The organism is Leifsonia shinshuensis (genome assembly GCF_022606355.1).
Taxonomy (GTDB): domain Bacteria; phylum Actinomycetota; class Actinomycetes; order Actinomycetales; family Microbacteriaceae; genus Leifsonia; species Leifsonia shinshuensis_B.
Map to the genome: position 1 here is coordinate 334,024 of NZ_JAHHZQ010000004.1, position 18,446 is coordinate 352,469.

Annotated in this window: 18 protein-coding genes; 11 read left to right on the forward strand and 7 right to left on the reverse strand. The window is 70.9% G+C overall.

The window, feature by feature from the left end; all coding sequences use genetic code 11:
* Positions 1-15: 15 nt before the first annotated feature.
* Positions 16-1,509 (reverse strand): aldehyde dehydrogenase family protein, encoded by a 1,494-nt coding sequence (locus KNO15_RS16930; RefSeq protein WP_241704975.1) that lies wholly within the window; start codon positions 1,507-1,509, stop codon positions 16-18.
* A gap of 277 nt (positions 1,510-1,786) precedes the next feature.
* Here KNO15_RS16930 and KNO15_RS16935 point away from each other — a divergent pair, with 277 nt between their 5' ends.
* From KNO15_RS16935 to KNO15_RS16950, 4 genes are read left to right on the forward strand one after another with little or no spacing between them, the layout of a single operon-like run.
* Entirely contained in the window at positions 1,787-3,067 is a 1,281-nt protein-coding gene (locus KNO15_RS16935) for a flavin-containing monooxygenase (RefSeq protein WP_241704976.1), read from the forward strand.
* Positions 3,067-3,498, forward strand: coding sequence for a RidA family protein (locus tag KNO15_RS16940; RefSeq protein ID WP_241704977.1), 432 nt, complete (start codon positions 3,067-3,069; stop codon positions 3,496-3,498). Before KNO15_RS16935 ends, KNO15_RS16940 begins: the two co-directional genes overlap by 1 nt.
* On the forward strand, positions 3,495-4,166 hold the full coding sequence (locus tag KNO15_RS16945) for a DUF1028 domain-containing protein (RefSeq protein ID WP_241704978.1): 672 nt from the start codon (positions 3,495-3,497) through the stop codon (positions 4,164-4,166). The genes KNO15_RS16940 and KNO15_RS16945 overlap by 4 nt, the downstream gene beginning before the upstream one ends.
* Positions 4,159-5,322, forward strand: a complete 1,164-nt coding sequence (locus KNO15_RS16950; protein ID WP_241704979.1) for a M20 family metallopeptidase — start codon at positions 4,159-4,161, stop codon at positions 5,320-5,322. The genes KNO15_RS16945 and KNO15_RS16950 overlap by 8 nt, the downstream gene beginning before the upstream one ends.
* An 86-nt stretch (positions 5,323-5,408) precedes the next feature.
* Here the strand turns inward: KNO15_RS16950 and KNO15_RS16955 are convergent, their stop codons facing one another.
* Positions 5,409-6,041 carry a TetR/AcrR family transcriptional regulator gene (locus KNO15_RS16955; protein WP_241704980.1) on the reverse strand — a complete coding sequence of 211 codons (633 nt, stop codon included), beginning with the start codon at positions 6,039-6,041 and terminating at the stop codon, positions 5,409-5,411.
* A 96-nt stretch (positions 6,042-6,137) separates the two neighbouring features.
* Here KNO15_RS16955 and KNO15_RS16960 point away from each other — a divergent pair, with 96 nt between their 5' ends.
* Both KNO15_RS16960 and KNO15_RS16965 read left to right on the forward strand, forming a co-directional pair.
* Positions 6,138-8,168, forward strand: coding sequence for a primary-amine oxidase (locus KNO15_RS16960; protein WP_241704981.1), 2,031 nt, complete (start codon positions 6,138-6,140; stop codon positions 8,166-8,168).
* The gene (locus KNO15_RS16965) at positions 8,060-8,707 is read left to right on the forward strand and encodes a hypothetical protein (RefSeq protein ID WP_241704982.1); all 648 of its coding nucleotides are present in this window, start codon (positions 8,060-8,062) and stop codon (positions 8,705-8,707) included. Before KNO15_RS16960 ends, KNO15_RS16965 begins: the two co-directional genes overlap by 109 nt.
* Before the next feature lie 52 nt (positions 8,708-8,759).
* Here the strand turns inward: KNO15_RS16965 and KNO15_RS16970 are convergent, their stop codons facing one another.
* The 3 genes from KNO15_RS16970 to KNO15_RS16980 form a co-directional block, all read right to left on the reverse strand.
* Positions 8,760-8,999 carry a DUF6457 domain-containing protein gene (locus tag KNO15_RS16970; protein WP_241704983.1) on the reverse strand — a complete coding sequence of 80 codons (240 nt, stop codon included), beginning with the start codon at positions 8,997-8,999 and terminating at the stop codon, positions 8,760-8,762.
* Positions 8,996-9,586: an NTP transferase domain-containing protein gene (locus KNO15_RS16975; RefSeq protein ID WP_241704984.1), complete on the reverse strand. Its 591-nt coding sequence runs from the start codon at positions 9,584-9,586 to the stop codon at positions 8,996-8,998. Before KNO15_RS16975 ends, KNO15_RS16970 begins: the two co-directional genes overlap by 4 nt.
* 85 nt (positions 9,587-9,671) lie before the next feature.
* The gene (locus tag KNO15_RS16980; RefSeq protein WP_241704985.1) at positions 9,672-10,043 is read right to left on the reverse strand and encodes a hypothetical protein; all 372 of its coding nucleotides are present in this window, start codon (positions 10,041-10,043) and stop codon (positions 9,672-9,674) included.
* Between KNO15_RS16980 and KNO15_RS16985 the strand changes: the two genes are divergently transcribed.
* Positions 10,042-12,276, forward strand: a complete 2,235-nt coding sequence (locus tag KNO15_RS16985) for a lysozyme (RefSeq protein WP_241704986.1) — start codon at positions 10,042-10,044, stop codon at positions 12,274-12,276. The genes KNO15_RS16980 and KNO15_RS16985 overlap by 2 nt on opposite strands.
* A 143-nt stretch (positions 12,277-12,419) precedes the next feature.
* Positions 12,420-13,370 (forward strand): hypothetical protein, encoded by a 951-nt coding sequence (locus tag KNO15_RS16990; protein ID WP_241704987.1) that lies wholly within the window; start codon positions 12,420-12,422, stop codon positions 13,368-13,370.
* 12 nt (positions 13,371-13,382) lie between these two features.
* Here the strand turns inward: KNO15_RS16990 and KNO15_RS16995 are convergent, their stop codons facing one another.
* Positions 13,383-13,817 carry a DUF2510 domain-containing protein gene (locus KNO15_RS16995; protein WP_241704988.1) on the reverse strand — a complete coding sequence of 145 codons (435 nt, stop codon included), beginning with the start codon at positions 13,815-13,817 and terminating at the stop codon, positions 13,383-13,385.
* 181 nt (positions 13,818-13,998) lie between these two features.
* Here KNO15_RS16995 and KNO15_RS17000 point away from each other — a divergent pair, with 181 nt between their 5' ends.
* The 3 genes from KNO15_RS17000 to KNO15_RS17010 all read left to right on the forward strand — a co-directional run bounded on the left by KNO15_RS17000 (position 13,999) and on the right by KNO15_RS17010 (position 17,525).
* The gene (locus KNO15_RS17000) at positions 13,999-15,096 is read left to right on the forward strand and encodes an endonuclease NucS domain-containing protein (RefSeq protein WP_241704989.1); all 1,098 of its coding nucleotides are present in this window, start codon (positions 13,999-14,001) and stop codon (positions 15,094-15,096) included.
* 121 nt (positions 15,097-15,217) lie between these two features.
* A complete protein-coding gene (locus tag KNO15_RS17005; protein WP_241704990.1) occupies positions 15,218-15,799 on the forward strand; it encodes a PadR family transcriptional regulator in 582 nt (193 codons plus the stop codon).
* A 4-nt stretch (positions 15,800-15,803) separates the two neighbouring features.
* Positions 15,804-17,525: an ABC1 kinase family protein gene (locus KNO15_RS17010; protein ID WP_241704991.1), complete on the forward strand. Its 1,722-nt coding sequence runs from the start codon at positions 15,804-15,806 to the stop codon at positions 17,523-17,525.
* 6 nt (positions 17,526-17,531) lie between these two features.
* Here the strand turns inward: KNO15_RS17010 and KNO15_RS17015 are convergent, their stop codons facing one another.
* On the reverse strand, positions 17,532-18,371 hold the full coding sequence (locus KNO15_RS17015; protein ID WP_241704992.1) for an SDR family NAD(P)-dependent oxidoreductase: 840 nt from the start codon (positions 18,369-18,371) through the stop codon (positions 17,532-17,534).
* Between the last annotated feature and the right edge of the window lie 75 nt (positions 18,372-18,446).

Below are 18,446 nucleotides of genomic sequence, written 5' to 3' on the forward strand. Positions count from 1 at the left end.
AGGCGCGGTCGAGGTTCACGATGCGCCCAGCGCTGCCGGGCCGTGGGAGTCGTGCTGGAACCACGTGGTCTTCAGGCCGACGTAGTTGTCGATGGCGTGCCGGGAGAGGTCACGGCCGAAGCCGGACTGCTTGAACCCGCCGAACGGAGTGGTCGAGCCGAGCGCGTCCACGGTGTTCACCGACACTGTGCCGGCGACCAGTCGCTCGGATACCCGGTGCGCGCGCGACAGGCTGGAGGTCCAGACCGACGCGGCGAGACCGTAGTCCGTCGCGTTGGCCGCGCGCACGGCGTCGTCTTCGTGGTCGAAGGCCTGCACGACGACGAGTGGCCCGAAGATCTCGTCGCGGTGCAGCGGGTGCGAGAGCGGGAGGCCGGCGACGATCGCCGGGTCGATGAACGCGGTCGAGCCGTCGCGCTCGATGCGTTCGCCGCCGATCAGCTCGCCGTCGCGCGCCGCCACGGCGATCGCCTCCGCGACACCGTCGGCGTGCGCTTCGGAGACGAGCGCGCCGTTGCCGCTGGCCGGGTCGAGCGGGTCGCCCGACCGATAGGCCTCCGCAGCAGCCGAGAGGAGCCCGACGAACTCGTCGTAGACGGGTCGCTCGACGAAGATGCGCGAGTTCGCCGAGCAGACCTCGCCCTGGTTGTAGAACGCGCCGAACGCAGCCTTCTCGGCGGCGAGCGCGAGGTCCTCCACGTCGGAGAAGATCAGGTTGGAGCTCTTGCCGCCGGCCTCGAGGCTGAGCCGCTTCAGGTTCGATTCGCCGGCGTAGGTCAGCAGCTTCTTGGCGACGGCGGTCGACCCCGTGAAGGTGAGCGCATCGACGTCGTGGTGGAGGCCGAGCGCGCGCCCGATGACCGAACCCGGCCCGGGGACGACGTTGAGCACACCAGACGGAAGGCCGGCCTCCAGGGCGAGCTCGCCCAGTCGCAGGGCCGTGAGGCTCGTGGTCTCGGCGGGCTTCAGCACGACGCTGTTGCCGGCGACGAGCGCCGGCGCGAGCTTCCAGGCGGCGATGTCGAGCGGGTAGTTCCACGGCACGATCGCGGCCACCACGCCGAGCGCGACACGGCTGACGATCGCGGTGGCTCCCGGGGGAGTGGCGGGGACCTCGTCGGTCAGCTTGTCGGCCAGCTCGCCGTACCAGCGGAACGTCGCCGCGGTTCCCGGCACGTCGACCGTGCGCGTCTGCGAGAGCGGCTTGCCCATGTCGAGCGACTCGAGCAGGGCGAGCTCCTCGGCGTCGCGTTCGATGAGATCGGCGAGGCGGCGCAGCACCGCACCGCGGTCGGCGGCGCCGAGACCGCTCCACGCGCGGCTGTCGTAGGCAGCACGGGCGGCCGCGACGGCGCGGTCGACATCCGCGGGGGCGCCTTTCGCGACCTCCGCGAGGGCCGCGCCGGTCGCGGGGTTGACGGTGATGAAGGTCTCACCCGACACCGCGTCGACCCGGTCGCCGCCGATGAGTGCCCTGCCGTCGATGCGGACGGTTGTGTCGATCGTCATGCCGGAAGAGTACGCACGGTGAGTGCATCGAAACGAGCGGCGAAAAGCGTTGAAGTGCATCGATCGAAGTGATCGACGGCCACCCATGCTCGAAGGCAGTCGTTCACGCCGGAGATGCGCACGCGCGCGAACCACGCGAGGCATCACTTCCAGTGATTCGATTCGTCGATTCTCATTGTTTTACAGATTCCGTTGCGGCTGCTGACAATGACTGGACCGGCCGCGGCACCGCTCGTTCCGCCACGGATCAGCTCACGGTTCAACGAAGGAGATCAGCATGTCGAGCCAGGAAATCGAGGTCCTCGTCGTCGGAGCCGGCCAGGCCGGCGTCGCGATGAGCGATCATCTGACCGACCGCGGCATCCCGCACCTCGTGCTCGAGAAGGGGCGCATCGCCGAGCGCTGGCGCTCGGGACGCTGGGACTCGCTGGTCGCCAACGGCCCCGCCTGGCACGACCGCTTCCCCAAGCTCGAGTTCGAGACCGTCGGCGCGGACGACTTCGCCCCCAAAGAGGACGTGGCGGACTACTTCGTCGCCTACACGAGACTCATCGACGCCCCGATCCGCACCGGGGTGGAGGTCACCCGCGTCGTGCGCAACAGCGACCGGCCCGGGTTCACCGTCCAGACCTCCGACGGGGAGGTGCAGGCACGCTACGTCGTCGCAGCGACCGGGCCGTTCCAGGTCCCGGTCATCCCGGCGGTCGTCCCGGCGGACTCCGGCCACACGCAGCTGCACTCCGGTGACTACCGCAACCCGGCTCAGCTGCCGGACGGCGGCGTGCTGGTCGTCGGCGCCGGGTCGTCGGGCGTGCAGATCGCCGACGAGCTGCGCCGGTCGGGCCGTGAGGTCTGGCTGTCCGTCGGACCGCACGACCGTCCTCCGCGCCGCTACCGCGGCCGTGACTTCGTCTGGTGGCTCGGAGTCCTCGGCAAGTGGGACCTCTCGGCACCTCCCCAGGGCGCCGAGCACGTCACCATCGCCGTGAGCGGGGCCGACGGCGGTCACACCGTCGACTTCCGCGAGCTCGCCGCTTCGGGCATCACGCTGGTCGGACGCACCGAAGCATTCGTCGACGGCCGGATGCGGTTCGCTCCCGACCTCGCCCGCAATGTCGCCGCCGGCGACGCCAACCTGTTCGCGCTGCTCGACGAGGCCGACGCCTACGTGACCCGCAACGGCCTCGACTTGCCGGAAGAACCGGAGGCGCGCATCCTCGGCGCCGACCCCGCGAGCCTCACCGACCCCGTCCTCGAGCTCGACCTGGCGGCGGCAGGAATCACCACGATCGTGTGGGCGACCGGCTTCCGCACCGACTACGGCTGGCTGCAGGTCGACGCGTTCGACGAGAACGGCAGGCCGGCCCATCAGCGCGGAGTCTCCACCGAGCCCGGCGTCTACTTCCTGGGCCTGCCGTGGCAGTCGCGCCGCGGGTCCAGCTTCATCTGGGGCGTCTGGCACGACGCCCGCCACATCGCCGACCAGATCCAGATCCAGCGCGGGTACCTCGCGTACGACCAGCAGGCCGCGCTCGCGGCGGAAGGAGCAGTTCTCTGATGCCGACCCACACCCGGATCCGCCCGTTCAACACCAGGGACACCTACCCGGAGCAGAACCTCGACAACGACCTCTGCCAGGCGGTCGTCGCGAACGGAGTCGTCTATCTGCGCGGCCAGATCGGCCAGGATCTGGAGACGCGGGAGTCCGTCGGCATCGGCGACGTGGAGGCCCAGGCCGAGAAGGCCATGGCGAACATCGCCATGCTGCTGGAGGAGGCGGGCTCGAGCCTCGACGACATCGTCAAGGTCGTCATCTACCTCATCGACCCGCGCTACCGGGAGGCCGTGTACCGCGTCGTCGGTCGCTGGCTGAAGGGCGTCTTCCCGGTCTCCACGGGAATCGTGGTCTCGGCGCTCGCCCGGCCGGAGTGGCTGGTGGAGATCGACGCGACGGCGGTCATCTCGGATTCCGCAGGGTTCGTCCGATGACATTCTCCATCCTCGCCGTCGACGGCACAGGAGCCATCGGCTCGGCCATCTGCTCCTCGTCGCCGGCCGTCGCCGCGCGCTGCGTCAGCCTCGCCGACGGCGTCGGGGGAGCGCACTCGCAGAATGTCACCGATCCGCGGCTCGGTCCGCAGCTGATCGACGGGCTGCGCGACGGCAGGCCGGTCGAGGAGGTGCTGGCGTGGGTCGTCGACTCCACGCCCGACATCGACTACCGGCAGCTGCTCGTGATCGACCGGGACGGCCGCTCCGCCATCCACTCGGGCTCGCACGTGCTCGGCCACCACGGCCAGGCGCAGTCGGCGCACGCGGTCGCGGCGGGCAACATGCTCGCCAGGCCCGACCTCCCGCAGCTCATGGTGGACGCCTTCGAGGCGGCGTCGGGCGAGCTGGAGGTGCGCCTGCTGGCCGCACTGAAGGCCGCGATCGCCGCCGGCGGCGAGGAGGGGCCGGTGCACTCGGCCGGCGTCGCGGTCGTGCGCGACGCCGGCTGGCGGGTCACCGACCTCCGCGTCGACTGGGCGGACGACCCCGTGGAGCTGCTCGACGAGATCCTCGTCGAGACCTGGCTGCCGCAGCGCGACGCCTACGTCTTGCGCGGGCTGATGCCGGCCGGAGCACCGAGCTACGGGGTGCCCGGGGATGAGTGAGACCCTCGCGGTCGCGGAGGTCGACGCGCTGAAGGAGCGTGCGCGCGAGCTCGTGGACGCCGACCTCCCCGCGCTGGTCGTGCTGTCGGAGGCGCTGCACGCCGACCCGGAGACCGCGTGGAACGAGCACCGCTCGGCGGCCCGGCTCCGCGAAGCGCTGACCGCGCGCGGCTTCGCGGTGACGCCCGCTTACCTGGGCCTGGAGACCGCGTTCCTGGCGACCGCCGGCTCCGGCCCTGTGCGCATCGGCGTCTGCGCCGAGTACGACGCGCTGCCGGGGCTCGGGCACGCCTGCGGTCACAACCTCATCGCCGCGATCGCCGTCGGGGTCGCCTCCGCGCTGGCGCCCCTGGCCGACGAGCTCGGCATCACCGTGGAGGTCTACGGCACTCCGGCCGAGGAGGGCGGCGGCGGCAAGATCGAGCTGCTCGACCGCGGCGCGTTCGCCGGGCTCGACCTGGCGGTCATGGCGCACCCCGGACCGGTGGACGTGGCAGAAGCCCGGCCGTTCGCCGTCGCGCACTCGCACGTGCGGTACGACGGCAAGGCCGCGCACGCCGGCGCCTACCCGGAGGAGGGCGTGAACGCCAACGACGCGTTCGTCGTCGCGCAAGTGGCGATCGGCCTGCTGCGCCAGCAGCTCCCGCACTCGGCGCGCGTTCACGGCATCCAGACCGTCGGCGGGCAGGCGCCCAACGCCATCCCCGACCGCACAGAGGGGCGATGGTATGTGCGCGCCGAGACGCTCGAGGAGCTGGAGAGCGTCGAACGCAGGGTGAACCGCTGCTTCGAGGCCGGCGCGCTGGCCTCCGGGACCACGCTCACGATCACGCCGGAGAGCAAGCCCTACTCCGAGTTCCGCAACGACGAGCGGGCGCTCCGCTTCTATCGCGCGAACGCGACCGCGCTCGGGCGGGCGTTCGACACCTCTGGAGCCGGGAAGATGAACCGCGCCTCCACCGACATGGGCAACGTCTCGCAGGTGGTCCCGGCCATCCACCCGTACGTCGGAGTCAACAGCCTCCCGGCCACCAACCATCAGCCGGAGTTCGCGGCGGCGTGCGTCGGGCCGGACGCGGAGCGGGCACTGCGTGATGCCGCCGTCGCGCTCGCGCAGACCGTCGTCGACGTCGTGCGGCACCCGCGCGACCCCTGACCCAGACCCCCAGCCCCCAGCCATCGCTTCCTCACTTCCTCCCGCGACACGCCGGCTCGTGGCGGGAGGAAGTGAGGAAGCGATGGCTAGCGCAGCCAGGTGCGGAGCGTCTCGGCCGCGGGCGAGAGCGCCTCGCCGAGCCAGGGGGCGACCGCGGTCGCGAACGACCGGCGGGCCTGGCGGGGATCGTCGTCGACGGACTCCGCCGCCCAGATGACCTGCTCGCCTGCGTAGACGGAGTCGAGGAGGCGCACCAGGGGCTCGACCGGCGTCGTGGCGACGAGGTCGCCGTCGGCCACGGCGTCGCTTAGAGCGACGCGGGTGCGGTCGGTGAACTCGCGCGGCCGGCCGAACGCCGAACGCGTGTCGGCGTCGGGCAGCACCCGGCCCCAGAAGGCGACGACGACGCGCGCCTCTTCGCGGGTCACGGCCGTGGTCGGCAGGATCTCCTCGGCGATCGCGAGCAAGGCTGCGAGCCCGCGGAGATCGCCGGAGCGCTCGTCGATGCGCGCCAGCGTGCGCGCGACTCCCCGCTGGGCCGCGGCCTCCGCGATCTGCTCGACGGAGTCGAAGTAGTGCCAGAGCGTGCCGGGGACGACGCCCAGCTCGGCGGCGACGGACCGTCCGTGCGTGCCGGCGACGCCCGAGCGCGCGAGGACCCGGAGGTAGGCCTCCACGATGTCGCGGCGGCGCTGGTCATGATCGACGATCTTCGGCACGCCCTCCATGATGCCCGACGATTTCCGCGGCGTCTCTTCCCCACGCTGGATTTTGACGCTAGAGTCAATAACCGAGCATGACGAAGGAGTTCTGCAATGTCCCTGACGATCCCGACCACCACGACCACCGCGATCCACCCGCTCGCGGCGCTCACGCCCGCCGAGATCGACCGCGCACGCGAGGTCCTCACCGCGGCCGGCCTGGTCACCGAGCACACCCGGTTCACCTACGTGCTACTGCACGAGCCTCACAAGCGCGACGTGCTCGACCCCGAGCGTGCGGCGTCGTTGCGCCGCCAGGTGGAGACGCTGCTCCTCGACTTCGCCACCGGCGCCGTCACGCAGGCGGTCGTCGACGTGACCGACGGCGTCGTGGTCGGCACGCGCGAGCTCGACCCGGCGACCGAGGGAACCGCGCCCGTGCTCGACGAGGAGTTCGCGCTCGTCGACGAGATCGTCAAGGCCGATGCCGGCTGGGCGGCGGCGCTCGCCAGGCGCGGCATCCACGACATCGAGAACGTGCGCACCTGTCCGCTCACCGCCGGCCACTTCGACTACGACGACGAGGAGGGCCGCCGCATGTTCCGCGTGCTGGCCTTCTACCAGGGGAGCCCGTCCGACCTCCCCTGGGCGCACCCCATCGACGGCATCGTCGCCCATGTCGACACGCTCTCGCGCTCGGTGATCCGCCTTGTCGAGACGCCGGTCGAAACCGTGCCGATGGAGTCGGGCGACTACCTCGACCCCGAGGTGACCGGCCCGCTGCGCACCTCCCTCAAGCCCATCGAGATCAGCCAGCCCGAGGGTGTCAGCTTCAGCTACGACGACGGCGTGCTCAGCTGGGAGAACTGGGACCTGCGCGTCGGCTTCAACGGCCGCGAAGGCCTGACCCTGCACGACGTCGCCTTCACCCACCAGCAGGAGCGCCGGCCGATCCTGTACCGGGCCTCCATCTCCGAGATGGTGGTCAACTACGCCGACCCGACCCCGATCCACGGCTGGCAGAACTACTACGACGCCGGCGAGTACCAGTTCGGCCGCCTCGCCAACTCCCTCGAGCTCGGCTGCGACTGCCTGGGCGAGATCTTCTACCTGGACGCCGTGGTCGCCGACGACTTCGGCCGCCCGCGCACCATCGCGAACGCGATCTGCATCCACGAGGAGGACTACGGCATCCTCTGGAAGCACACCGACGAGTTCACCCACACGTCGGAGGCCCGCCGCCAGCGCCGCCTGGTCGTCTCCTTCTTCACCACCGTCGGCAACTACGACTACGGGTTCTACTTCTACTTCTACCTCGACGGCACCTTCGAGGTGGAGGCGAAGGCCACGGGCATCGTCTTCACCGGCGCGCACGACGGCGGCGACGACCCGTACTCCACCCCGCTCGCCCCCGGGCTCGGCGCTCCCGTGCACCAGCACATGTTCTGCGCGCGGCTGGACATGACGGTCGACGGCGTCGCGAACGCGGTCGACGAGATCGACGTCGCTCGGGTCCCGGTGTCGGACGCCAACCCGTGGGGGAGCGCCATCGGCCGCACGGTCACCCGGCTGAAGACCGAGTCCGGCGCGGTGCGCGACGCCGACGGCAGCGTCGGCCGGGTGTGGAGCATCAGCAGCGCCGAGCGCACCAACCGGGTCGGGCGGCCGACCTCGTACGTCCTGCACCCGGAGTCGGGTCCCGCGCTGTTCAGCGCGGAGGAGGCGCACCAGCGCCGCCGGGCCGGCTTCGCGGCGCACCACCTGTGGGTGACGCAGTACGAGCCGTCGGAGCTGTGGGCGGCCGGCTACGCGGTCAACCTCCACCCGGGCGGCGCGGGCCTGCCGGCGTACGTCGCCCAGGACCGGCCGATCGACGGCGAGGACATCGTGGTCTGGCACACGTTCGGACTGACGCACTTCCCGCGCCTGGAGGACTGGCCGATCATGCCCGTCGATTACGCGGGCTTCTCGCTCAAGCCGTACGGCTTCTTCGACCGCAATCCCACGCTCGACCTCCCGCGATCGACGTCGGCGGCGTGCCACAGCGCGTCCGGTTCGTCGGCGGCGGGTTCGACGGCTTCGGGTTCGTCGGCTTCGGGTTCGTCGGGGTCGGCCTGCGGCCCCGAGTGCAGCTGCGGGCACTGATGATGCTCGACGTGGGCGCGCTCGGAGCCTCCACGGTCTCCGCGTGCTGCCTGCTCGGGTCGCCGCGCCCGCGCCGGGTGTGGATCTCGGCGTCGCTCATGGTGCTAGCGATGCTCGGCTGCGTGCTGGCCTCCGCCGCACCGGGGCTCGGGCTGGTCTCGATCGTGCTCTCGCTGGCCTCAGCCGGGTTCGCGCTCCAGCGCCGCGACGGGCGGGTGGCGCCGATGAGCCTCCACCGTGCCCTCGGCGGCGTGACGATGGCGGCGCTCGTGTCGTTGTCGCTCGGGATGGCCGGGGCGCCGGACGCACGCGGCGGCGGCGCAGTGGTCCCGGCGCACGCGCACGGGGTGTCGCTCGCCGCCATCGCCTTCGCGTTCGTCGCCGGTTATCTCGTCTACAGTGCGTGGCTGCTGGCGGGGATGCTCCGCGTGGCGCGCGGAGCATCGTCCCCCATCCGCCGCGTCCGCCCTCGGAGCCTCCTCGCCGTGGGCGAGATCGCGGGCATGGCCGTCGGCGTCGTCCTCATGTGCGCGATGTGACCGCCGAGACGTGACGAATCGCGGGAATCCGGCGCCGGATTCCCGCGATCACTCACGCCTCGGCGCCCTCGGCGATCGCGACGCGCAGCTCGCGCGAGACGTCGTCCAGGGTGCGCCCGGCGCCGACGGCCATGCCGGCGATGTAGGCGGTGAGCGGCGCCGCCGGACGCGTGACGCCGTGCGCGGCGTCCTTGGCCAGGTCGAGCAGGGCGGAGACATCGCCGGGCTCGAGCACCACTCCGAGGCGCCGTGCGGCGGCTCCCGCCCACGTCTCCAGCTCTTCTGGGGTCATCGGTGCTGCTCCTTCATCCTGTCGAGGTCTTCGGGGAGGTCGATGTCGGCGATCGCCTCGGCGCGCGCCGGAACGATCGGGAGGCCGAGCTCTCCCGTGATGGAGGCCGCAGGCCGCCCCGTCGCGGCGCCTTCGGCCTCCAGTCGCGCGATCCGCTCGTGCAGGGCACGTGCCGGCACACGTGCGAGCAGCCACTGCGCTCTGCCCGTCTCGTCGGCGAGCACGCCGTGACCGATCGCCAGGAGTGCCGCGACCGCGGCCTCCGGGTCCACGAGGTCGGCTGCGATGATCAGCGTCTCGTCCACCTCGCGAGGCAGGGCGGCGGCGCCCGCGACGATCGCCGCGGCGGGACCGCCCCAGCGCGGGTGCTCCGAGACGGTCACGACGCCCTCCGCCACTGTCGGGCAGGTCGCAGACACGAGCACGACGGGCTCGCAGCCGGCGACGGCGGCGAGGGTGGCGTCGAGCAGGGTGCGGCCGTGGAGGCGCGCGCTCAGCTTGTCGCCGCCGAACCGCGATGAGCGGCCTCCGGCGACGATGATGGCCGCGGGCGGCCGCCTGCTCGGAGGCGATGTCGGGGTGCCCACGTCCTCCAGCTTCCCACGTCGGCTCCCGCCGTTGAAGCGGGTCGGTAAACGTCGTGTATCAGATCGTCCACTCCTGCGGGTCGCTTCACCACGATTCATGTAGACGTATTAGTCTGCCCGGCGAACGGTGAAACACGAGGGGACGGCCCATGCCTTCTGCGATTCGGCTGGCCGTGGCCAGTTTGAGCGGTTTGATGATGACCGCGGCTCTTCTGACGACGGCTCCAGCGGCCACCGCCGCGACCCCGGGACCCACGCCGCCGGCGGGGACGGCGAACACCCCGGCGACGAGCACCCCGGTGCCGAGCTCCGGCAGCACCCCGACCTCCGGCAGCGCACCGGCGCCGAGCAGTGCGCCCAGCGCGTCACCCGCGCCGACCACGCAGCCGCCTGCCACGAACGGCGTCGCAGAGGACCCGTCGCTCGCCGAGCAGAACTCGGCGCGCAACCACGCCATGGGCTCCACCATCGCAGCGCACGAGCCGACGGCGACGCCGGCGAACCCGTCGGCGCGATCGTTCTCGCAGCTGGCCGCGCCGCTGGCCGCCGGGCAGCCGCCCGGAGTCCAGGGCCTCGATGTCAGCGGCTGGCAGGTGATGAACGCGGGCACCTGGGCGCAGGTCTGGGCCAACGGCGGCCGGTTCGTCTACGTGAAGGCGACCGAGGCGACCGACTACGTCAGCAGCCAGTTCAGCGAGCAGTACAACGACTCCTACAACGCCGGCCTGGTGCACGGCGCCTACCATTTCGCCACCCCGAACACCTCCAGCGGTGCCGCTCAGGCCATCTGGTTCCTCAACAACGGCGGACAGGGGACCGCGGACGGGCGCACCCTCCCGCCCCTGCTCGACATCGAGTACAACCCGTACGGCGCCACCTGCTACGGCCTGAGCGCGGGCGCCATGGTCTCCTGGATCCAGGACTTCTCCAACACGATCTTCGCCCGGACGGGGAGGATCCCCGCGATCTACTCGACGACGAACTGGTGGAGCCAGTGCACGGGCAACTCCGCCGCCTTCTCCGCCAATCCGTTGTTCATCGCGCGCTATCCCAACAGCATCTCGGACGGCCCCGGCACGCTCCCGGCCGGCTGGTCGAGCTACCTGATGTGGCAGTATGCCGACGCCGGTGTCTTCCCGGGCGACCAGGATGTGTTCAACGGCAGCTACACCGACCTCCAGCTGCTCGGGCTCGGAACCAGCCTCGCCCGCACGGCCACGAACCCGAGCGTGTACGTCGTCTCCGGAGCGAACAAGTACCCCGTGACGGACCAGGTCGCGCTGAACGCGCTTTCGCCGCTCGGCGGGGTGGCCTTCGTGCCGCAGTCCTTCCTCGACCAGTTCGCGACGCAGCAGGCCGCCGGCCGCATCTTCCGAGCGCCCGACGGCGGCATGTACTTCTACGACGCCGGAATCAAGCTGCACCTGGATTCGTGCACCATCGTCGAGGCCTACGGAGGGGCGTGCAGCCCGAGCGGGTATATGCAGCTCTCGTCCGCCCAGGCCGCCCGCTACGTGAACGGACCGGGGATGACGCCGCTGCTCAACTCGAGCGGCGGACCCCTGTGGTACGTGGCCTCCGCGCAGAAGCATGAGGTGCTCGACACGACCTCCTTGCAGCAGGCAGGCATCCAGGGACCGTTCAACACACTGACGGCGACGGCTTTGAACTACCTGCCGACGGGCGCGCCCGTCGTGCGGGACGGCGTGTACGCGACCCAGACCGGAACGCCGGGCGGAGTGTTGCTGAACGGCGGGACGGCGTCCCCCGTCGACGCCAACACCGCGGCGACGACCGGCCTCGCCGCGAAGGCCGTCGGCAGCCTGCGGCCCGACAGCATCGCCAGACTGACCGCCGGAACGCCGTTCATCGGAGCCATCCAGCAGAGCGGGTCGTCGACCGTGCAGGTCGTGGCCTCCGACGGCGTGCACCCCTGGCCGGCCGGCCTGGGCGGGGCTGCGTTCCAGCCGGTCGTCGCATCGTCGGCCGTGATGGGCTTGTGGACCGCCAAGCCGGCGATCGCGACAGGTTCGGCGATCATGTCGACCGCGAGCCCCACCGTGTACGTCGTCGTGGCCGGAAACATCCGGCCGGTCAGCAACTGGGATGCGCTCGTCGCGCTGTCGGGCGGCTCGGCCCCGGCGATCACCGTCGTGCCGCAACCGCTGATCGACACGCTGCCGAAGGGCCCGGCTGCGCTGCTGCCCGGGCTCACCGCCCGCACCGCAGGCAACGCGTCGGTCTACCTCGTGAACGGCTTGACCAACAAGATCCCGATGGCCTCCTTCGACCAGGCGGTCGCTGCCGGCTTCACCCAGTTCGCATACGTCGCGGACGACGCCCTCGGCGGCTATCCGACGTCGAGCGGTGTGCTCGGCTTCGGCCTGATCTGCGGCAGCCAGAAGTATGTGAGCGCCGGCGGCAGCATCCACGCCGTGAGCTCGTCGCTCGCCGCCCAGTACCCGTTCTCGTACGTGCAGCTCGACAGCGCGCTCTGCAAGACGGTCACCACGGGCGGCAACGCGACGGCGTTCATCCGCACGCCGGACGGTTCGATCTACTACCTCTCCGGCGGCCAGAAGCACCACATCTCGTCGATGGCGCAGTTCAACCAGCTGGCGGCTGGGCAGCCGTACCTCGATGTTCTGCCGTCGTTCGCCGGTGGGATCCCGACGGGGGCGGCGGCATAAGGGCGCGCCGGCGTCGGAGATTTCCGTACCTCCACTGATTCGAGCGCGCCGCGGCTCCCGATAGCCTCCCCCTGTCGACGCGTCGACCGCCCCGGCGGCCGCCGCACAGGGCGCACGCCGCGCCGCCACCAGATCGGGGAGTCATGACAGAAGCCACCGCGCCCGCACCCGGGCCGACCAGGTCCGCAGGGTTCAATCGTTTCGGCTGGGTGCGGAAGCTGCTTCCGCGCATCGTCATCGGCGCGCTGATCGCGGCCGCGCTCGTCGGCGTCTACGCGGTGGTCATCGGCCGGTGGGACGAGACCTGCTGGAGGCTGATCGGCACCATCGCGCTCCTCGTCTTCTTCTCACTGGTCTCCTGGTACGACGCCGACGTGTCGGCGCGCCGCGCGCCGTGGTTCGGCGCGGTGTCGGTCGTGCTGTCCGCGTTCCTGCTGCTCGACGGTCTCTGGAAGATCTGGGCGCCGGCGCTCGACGGCTCCGTGCCGGACGACTGGTGGTGGGGCTTCTTCTCGTGGATGCTGCTCGTGGCGGTCACCCGCCTCGGCCTCCTGCACCTCCACCTGGTGCTGAACACGCAGCGCAGGTTCACCGGACCGATCATGTCGCAGGTCACGCTCGTCACCCTGATCCTGGTCGGTGCGCTGACCGTCGGCCTGGCCGCGCCGCTGGTGTTCCAGCACGTCGATTTCGGCGAGGCGTACTGGAGGCTGGTCGGGGCGATCGCGATCCTGGACGCGCTGGGGACCATCCTGATCCCGCTGACGTACTCGCTGTTCGGGCCGAAGCCGGCGAAGGCGCAGGGAGCGCCGTACACGGGGCCGGTGGCGCCGGTGCCCGCGGCGGTGCCTCCGGCGGCGGTGCCTCCGGCGCCCGCAGCTTTCGAGCAGCCGGTCGTGGCCGAGTCTGCCGCGCCGGCGTATGCGGCGCCGACGTCTGCCGCGCCGGCGTCTGCGGCTCCGGCGGCCGCATACCCGAACGTGCTCACTCCGACAGCGGGTCTGCGCCTGGAGTGGCCGCGCTACATCAACGGCACGCCGCTGCCGGCGAAGCCGGACGGGTCGCCGGACTTCACGGGAGTCATCGGATACTAGGGGCGCGGATCGTCACGCGGCCGTGCCGGTCGCCCCTCCGTTCGTCAGGATCATCGCCAGGGTGACGGCGGCCGCGACGAGCACGATGGCGGCGGCGCCGAGCACGATTCCCCAGATGGCACGCGACCTGCCGACGTGCGGGTCCAGGCGATTCGCGCGCACCAGACCCGGGATGCCCGTCGCGAGCGCGACGGCGGCGGCGGCCACCATCAGCAGCAGCGAGAGCGGGTCGATCCCCATCGCGGTGACGATCTCGAGCGCAGCGATCGAGGCAGCGGCGATCCCGCCGGCGAGCGCCGCCGTGGCGAGACCGTTCCGCGGCGCGACGAGGACGGGCGCAGACAGCGGCACGGCCTGCAGGGAGTCCGTCCAGCGCTGACCGTCCCACCACCTCTGGTAACGGCTGTCGGCATCGGGATACCAGCCGGGAGGCGGCAACTGACTCATCGGGCTCCTCGTCGAGAACGTGTCGGGTCGCCTGAGGCTATCGCTTTCGTTATCGAATCGTGAGGATTTCGCGCGGGGTGCACCTGTACTGGGGGAGGGAGGCTGCGTCGCTCGGCCGGTTCGGGCGACCCCCCGCTGTAGGGTCGGACAACGGATCGCGATCGCTCGAGGAAGGACTGCAGTGGCTCTCGAACTGGGATTGTGGCGTGTCGATCAGGAGCCGGTGAGGTTGCAGGCCGTCCCGATGGCCCTGGAGTCGCGGTTGGAGACGATGATCGAGTCCGACCCGTCTTTGCTCGGTGTCGATGTGCTGCTGATCGGCCGGCAGGTGCCGACCGCGTACGGAAAGTACATCGACCTCCTGGCGATCGACAGCGAGGGCGTTCTGCACGTGCTCGAACTCAAGCGGGACAAGACGCCACGCGATGTCGTCGCGCAGCTCCTCGACTACGGGTCGTGGGTGCAGACGCTCGGACAGCAGGATGTTCGCGACCTCTTCGCGGACAAGAATCCGGGAACCGCGTTCGACACCGCGTTCGCCGAGAAGTTCGGCGAAGCTCCGCCGGACCTGGTGAACGCGTCGCACGTGCTCACGGTCGTCGCGAGTGCCCTGGACACCAGCACGGAGCGCATCGTCGCCTACCTGAACACCGTGCACGGGGTGCCGATCAATGCGGTCTTCTTCCGCTTCTTCGAGGACGACGGCCGGTCGTATCTCGCGCGCACCTGGCTGATCGACGACGCGATCCAGCAGGCGACTCCGAAGCCCAGATCGACGTCGGGCGGCACGCTCGCGGAGTGGGACGGGCGCACCTGGTACGCCACGTTCGGCCAGGCACCCGGCGGTCGGTCGTGGGAGGACGGCCGCAGGTACGGGTTCATCTCGGCAGGGGGCGGAAAGTACTACTCGCAGCTTCTACGGAACATCCCGGTCGGCGCACGGGTCTTCGTCTTCGTTCCGGGACAGCCGCGAGGGTACGTCGCCGTCGGCACCGCGATCGCGGAAGCCGTGCCCGCCGACGACGCGGTCCTCACGGTCGACGGGGTTCCGACACGATTCCTCGACCTCGATCTGCAGGGCGATTACACCCACCCGCCGGCGGAGGACCCCGCGGACGAGACCCGCGAGTTCGTGGTCGCGATGGAGTGGGAGGTGGCGAGGCCTCTCGCCGAGGGCGTGTGGAAGACCGGCTTCTTCGCTGTGCCGCTGACCGCGTGTCGGCTGCGCAACCAGTTCACGATCGACGAGGTCTCTGCGGCTTTCGGCGTCGACGACTAGGCAGCGTGCCCGCGCTGCACGCACGTTTCGACTTCCATGTGAGTTCCCCGAACCCCCTCCCACTCCCTTCCCGAACGATATATCGTGAACTATCGTTACCGACTCACCCGAGGAGGACATCATGAGCGGAACATTCACCGGTGGCGGCGCCTGGGGCGGCGGGATGAACCCGGACAACCTGTGGCAGGCGTTCGATCAGCTGCGGTCGCAGTTCGAGAAGAAGGTCGGCACGCGGATGGGGCGCGGCGACGTGCGGTCCGCGGTCCTCAGCCTGCTCGCCGAGAAGCCGATGCACGGGTATCAGATCATCCGTGAGATCGAGGAGCGCAGCGGGGGGAGCTGGAAGCCGTCTGCCGGGTCGGTCTATCCGACCCTCCAGTTGCTCGCCGACGAGGGGCTGATCACCGCGGAGGAGTCCAACGGGCGCAAGACCTACGCGCTCACCGAGGAGGGCAAGGCCGCGGCGGAGGAGGCCGGGCCGGCGCCGTGGGACACCGACAGCACGAGCGACGGTGCCGGTAGCAACCGTGGCCCCTTCGGCGGCCACAACCCGTGGGACGGCGACCTCCCGAAGGCGGGCGTCGCGCTCGCCCAGGCGGCCGCCCAGGTGCGCCGCACGGGGACGCCCGAGCAGATCAAGGAGGCCGTGACCGTCCTCGAGGACGCACGCCGCAAGCTCTACTCGATCCTCGCGCAGGACTGACCGGGTGGCGGCCCCGGCCACAGCGAACACGGCGGGCGCGGGGGACACCCGCGCCCGCTACCGACGCATCCTGCGTTTCGCGGCGCGCAACCTCATCCACATCTGGTGGTACGACCTCTTCCTGCCGCGCATCGGCCTCGGCCGGTTCAGCGAGCGTGGGCGGACCAAACGGCTGACCGCGTTCGCACGGCGGTTCCACGACCTCGCGGTCGAGCTCGGCGGCCTGATGATCAAGGTCGGCCAGTTCATGTCGAGCCGGCTCGACGTGCTGCCGCCGGAGATCACGAGAGAGCTCGAGGGGCTGCAGGACGAAGTCCCTGCGGTGCCGTTCGACGCCATCCGGGCGTTGGCCGAGCGCGAGCTCGGGATGCCGCTGGAGCGCGTCTTCGAGAGCATCGACCCGGTTCCCGTCGCCGCGGCCTCCCTCGGCCAGGCGCACCGGGCGCGACTGGTGCAGGCAGACCGCGAGGACACCGGGCTCGACACGGTCGTGGTCAAGGTGCAGCGGCCGGGCATCGACGCGATCGTCGATGTCGACCTCGCCGCGCTCAGACGCGTGGGCGGCTGGCTCAAACGCGTGCGGGTCGTCGCCGACCGGGTCGACATGCCCGCGCTCGTCGAAGAGTTCTCGGTGACCTGCCTCGAGGAGATCGACTACCTCCACGAGGCCCGCAGCTGCGCGCGGTTCGCCGACGACTTCGCACACGACCCGCGCGTGGCCAACCCGGAGGTGGTGTGGGAACGCACCACCCGGCGCGTGCTGACGCTGGAGGACGTGACGGCGATCAAGATCACCGATGCGGCCGCCCTGCGCGCCGCCGGGATCGACCCCGCCCACGTGGCCCCGGTGTTCGCCTCCGTGATGTTCGACCAGCTCTTCACCAACGGCTTCTTCCACGCCGACCCGCACCCGGGCAACATCTTCGTCACGCCGCACGTCCCCGACCCGGCCGACGCGATGGACTCGACCACCGCGCACCCGTGGAAGCTGACGTTCATCGACTTCGGCATGATGGGGGAGGTGCCCGACAGCACGCGCAGCGGCCTCCGCAAGCTGCTGATCGCGGCGGCCTCCCGCAACGGCAAGGGCCTCGTCGACGCGATGCGCGAGGTGGGGGTGCTGCTGCCGAGCGCCGACACGAGCGAACTGGAGCGCGCGATGACGCAGCTGTTCGCGCGGTTCGGCGGCATGGGGTTCGCCGAGCTGCGGGAGGTCGACCAGCGCGAGTTCCGCGACTTCGCCGTGCAGTTCGGCGACGTCATCCGCTCGCTGCCGTTCCAGCTTCCCGAGCACTTCCTGCTCATCATCCGGGCGATGTCGCTCACCTCGGGAGTGTGCAGCGCGCTCGACCCCGATTTCAACCTGTGGGACTCGATCGAGCCTTACGCGTCGCAGCTGCTGCGGGACGAGAGCGGCAACGTGGTGCAAGACGCGCTGAAGGAGGCCGTCTCGATCGCCGGCGTCGCGGTGCGGCTGCCGAGGCGGATCGACACGGTGGTCACGCGCATCGAAGAGGGCGACTTCGCCGTGAAGACGCCGGGACTCGACCAGCGCATCGCCCGCCTGGAGCGGGTCACCCGGCGGCTCATCGGGGCGGTGCTGTTCGGCAGCCTCCTCGTCGCCGGCGCGGTGCTGCTGCCGACCGTGCTCCCGCTCGGGATCGTGCTGATGAGCGTGTCAGCGCTTCCGTTGCTCTACACGCTCGTCGGCCCCCGCCGCCGCTGAACGGCGTCAGGCTCCCGTGACCCAGTGGCGGGTGACCGCCTGCACGTGCGCGCCGTCGAGGTCGGCGAGCTTCACGCCGGCGAACCGCTGAGCGGCCTCCGACGTCTGCACGCGGGCCGGCGGATTCTCGGAGGTCAGCACCTCGACGATCACGTCGGCCACACCCTCCGGGGTCTGGGCGGCCGCGGGGTCGAACGCGGCGGCGGTGCGCTCCAGGTAGGCGCGGAGCGCACCGTCGTACGGCGTGCCCTCCACCGAGCGTCGACCGCCGACGTTGGCGACGAACTCGGTCGTCACCGCGCCCGGCTCGATCACGGTCACACGCACGCCGACGGTCGCCGCCACCGGGGTGAGCGACTCCATGAACCCCTCGACGGCGAACTTGGCCGCGCAGTAGGCCTCGTTGAACGGCTGGCCGACGACGCCTCCCACGCTCGAGACGCTCACCACACGGCCGCCACTCGCCCGCAGCAGGGGGAGGGCCGCCTTGGTCATGGCGACCACGCCGAAGAAGTTGACCTCCATCACTGCGCGCACATCGTCCACCGACTCCAGCTCGATCGTGCCGAGGTGGCCGGCGCCGGCGTTGTTGAGCAGGGCGTCCAGGCGGCCGTAGGTCGCCTTCACATACGAGAGGCATGCGGCGACGGACGCCGGGTCGGTCACATCGAGCGGCTGGAGGTCGAGCGAGACACCCGCGGTGTCGGCTGCGTCGCGCAGGGCGTCGGCGCGGTTCAGGTCGCGCATGGTGGCCACGACGGTGAAGCCGGCGCGGGCGGCGGCGACCGCCGAGGCCAGGCCGATGCCGGAGGAGGTGCCGGTGATGAGAAGAATCGATTGGGTCACGATGTCATCCTGCCACCGACCTCAGCTTGACACTCGGTGCCGAATCCCGCATTCTGTGCTGGCTGCCACCGTCGG

Coding starts and splice junctions, on each gene's coding strand:
- KNO15_RS16930 (WP_241704975.1), bottom strand. CDS start 1,509: ATGACGATCGACACAACCGTCCGCATCGACGGCAGGGCACTCATCGGC.
- KNO15_RS16935 (WP_241704976.1), top strand. CDS start 1,787: ATGTCGAGCCAGGAAATCGAGGTCCTCGTCGTCGGAGCCGGCCAGGCC.
- KNO15_RS16940 (WP_241704977.1), top strand. CDS start 3,067: ATGCCGACCCACACCCGGATCCGCCCGTTCAACACCAGGGACACCTAC.
- KNO15_RS16945 (WP_241704978.1), top strand. CDS start 3,495: ATGACATTCTCCATCCTCGCCGTCGACGGCACAGGAGCCATCGGCTCG.
- KNO15_RS16950 (WP_241704979.1), top strand. CDS start 4,159: ATGAGTGAGACCCTCGCGGTCGCGGAGGTCGACGCGCTGAAGGAGCGT.
- KNO15_RS16960 (WP_241704981.1), top strand. CDS start 6,138: ATGTCCCTGACGATCCCGACCACCACGACCACCGCGATCCACCCGCTC.
- KNO15_RS16970 (WP_241704983.1), bottom strand. CDS start 8,999: ATGACCCCAGAAGAGCTGGAGACGTGGGCGGGAGCCGCCGCACGGCGC.
- KNO15_RS16985 (WP_241704986.1), top strand. CDS start 10,042: ATGGGCTCCACCATCGCAGCGCACGAGCCGACGGCGACGCCGGCGAAC.
- KNO15_RS16980 (WP_241704985.1), bottom strand. CDS start 10,043: ATGGCGTGGTTGCGCGCCGAGTTCTGCTCGGCGAGCGACGGGTCCTCT.
- KNO15_RS16990 (WP_241704987.1), top strand. CDS start 12,420: ATGACAGAAGCCACCGCGCCCGCACCCGGGCCGACCAGGTCCGCAGGG.
- KNO15_RS16995 (WP_241704988.1), bottom strand. CDS start 13,817: ATGAGTCAGTTGCCGCCTCCCGGCTGGTATCCCGATGCCGACAGCCGT.
- KNO15_RS17005 (WP_241704990.1), top strand. CDS start 15,218: ATGAGCGGAACATTCACCGGTGGCGGCGCCTGGGGCGGCGGGATGAAC.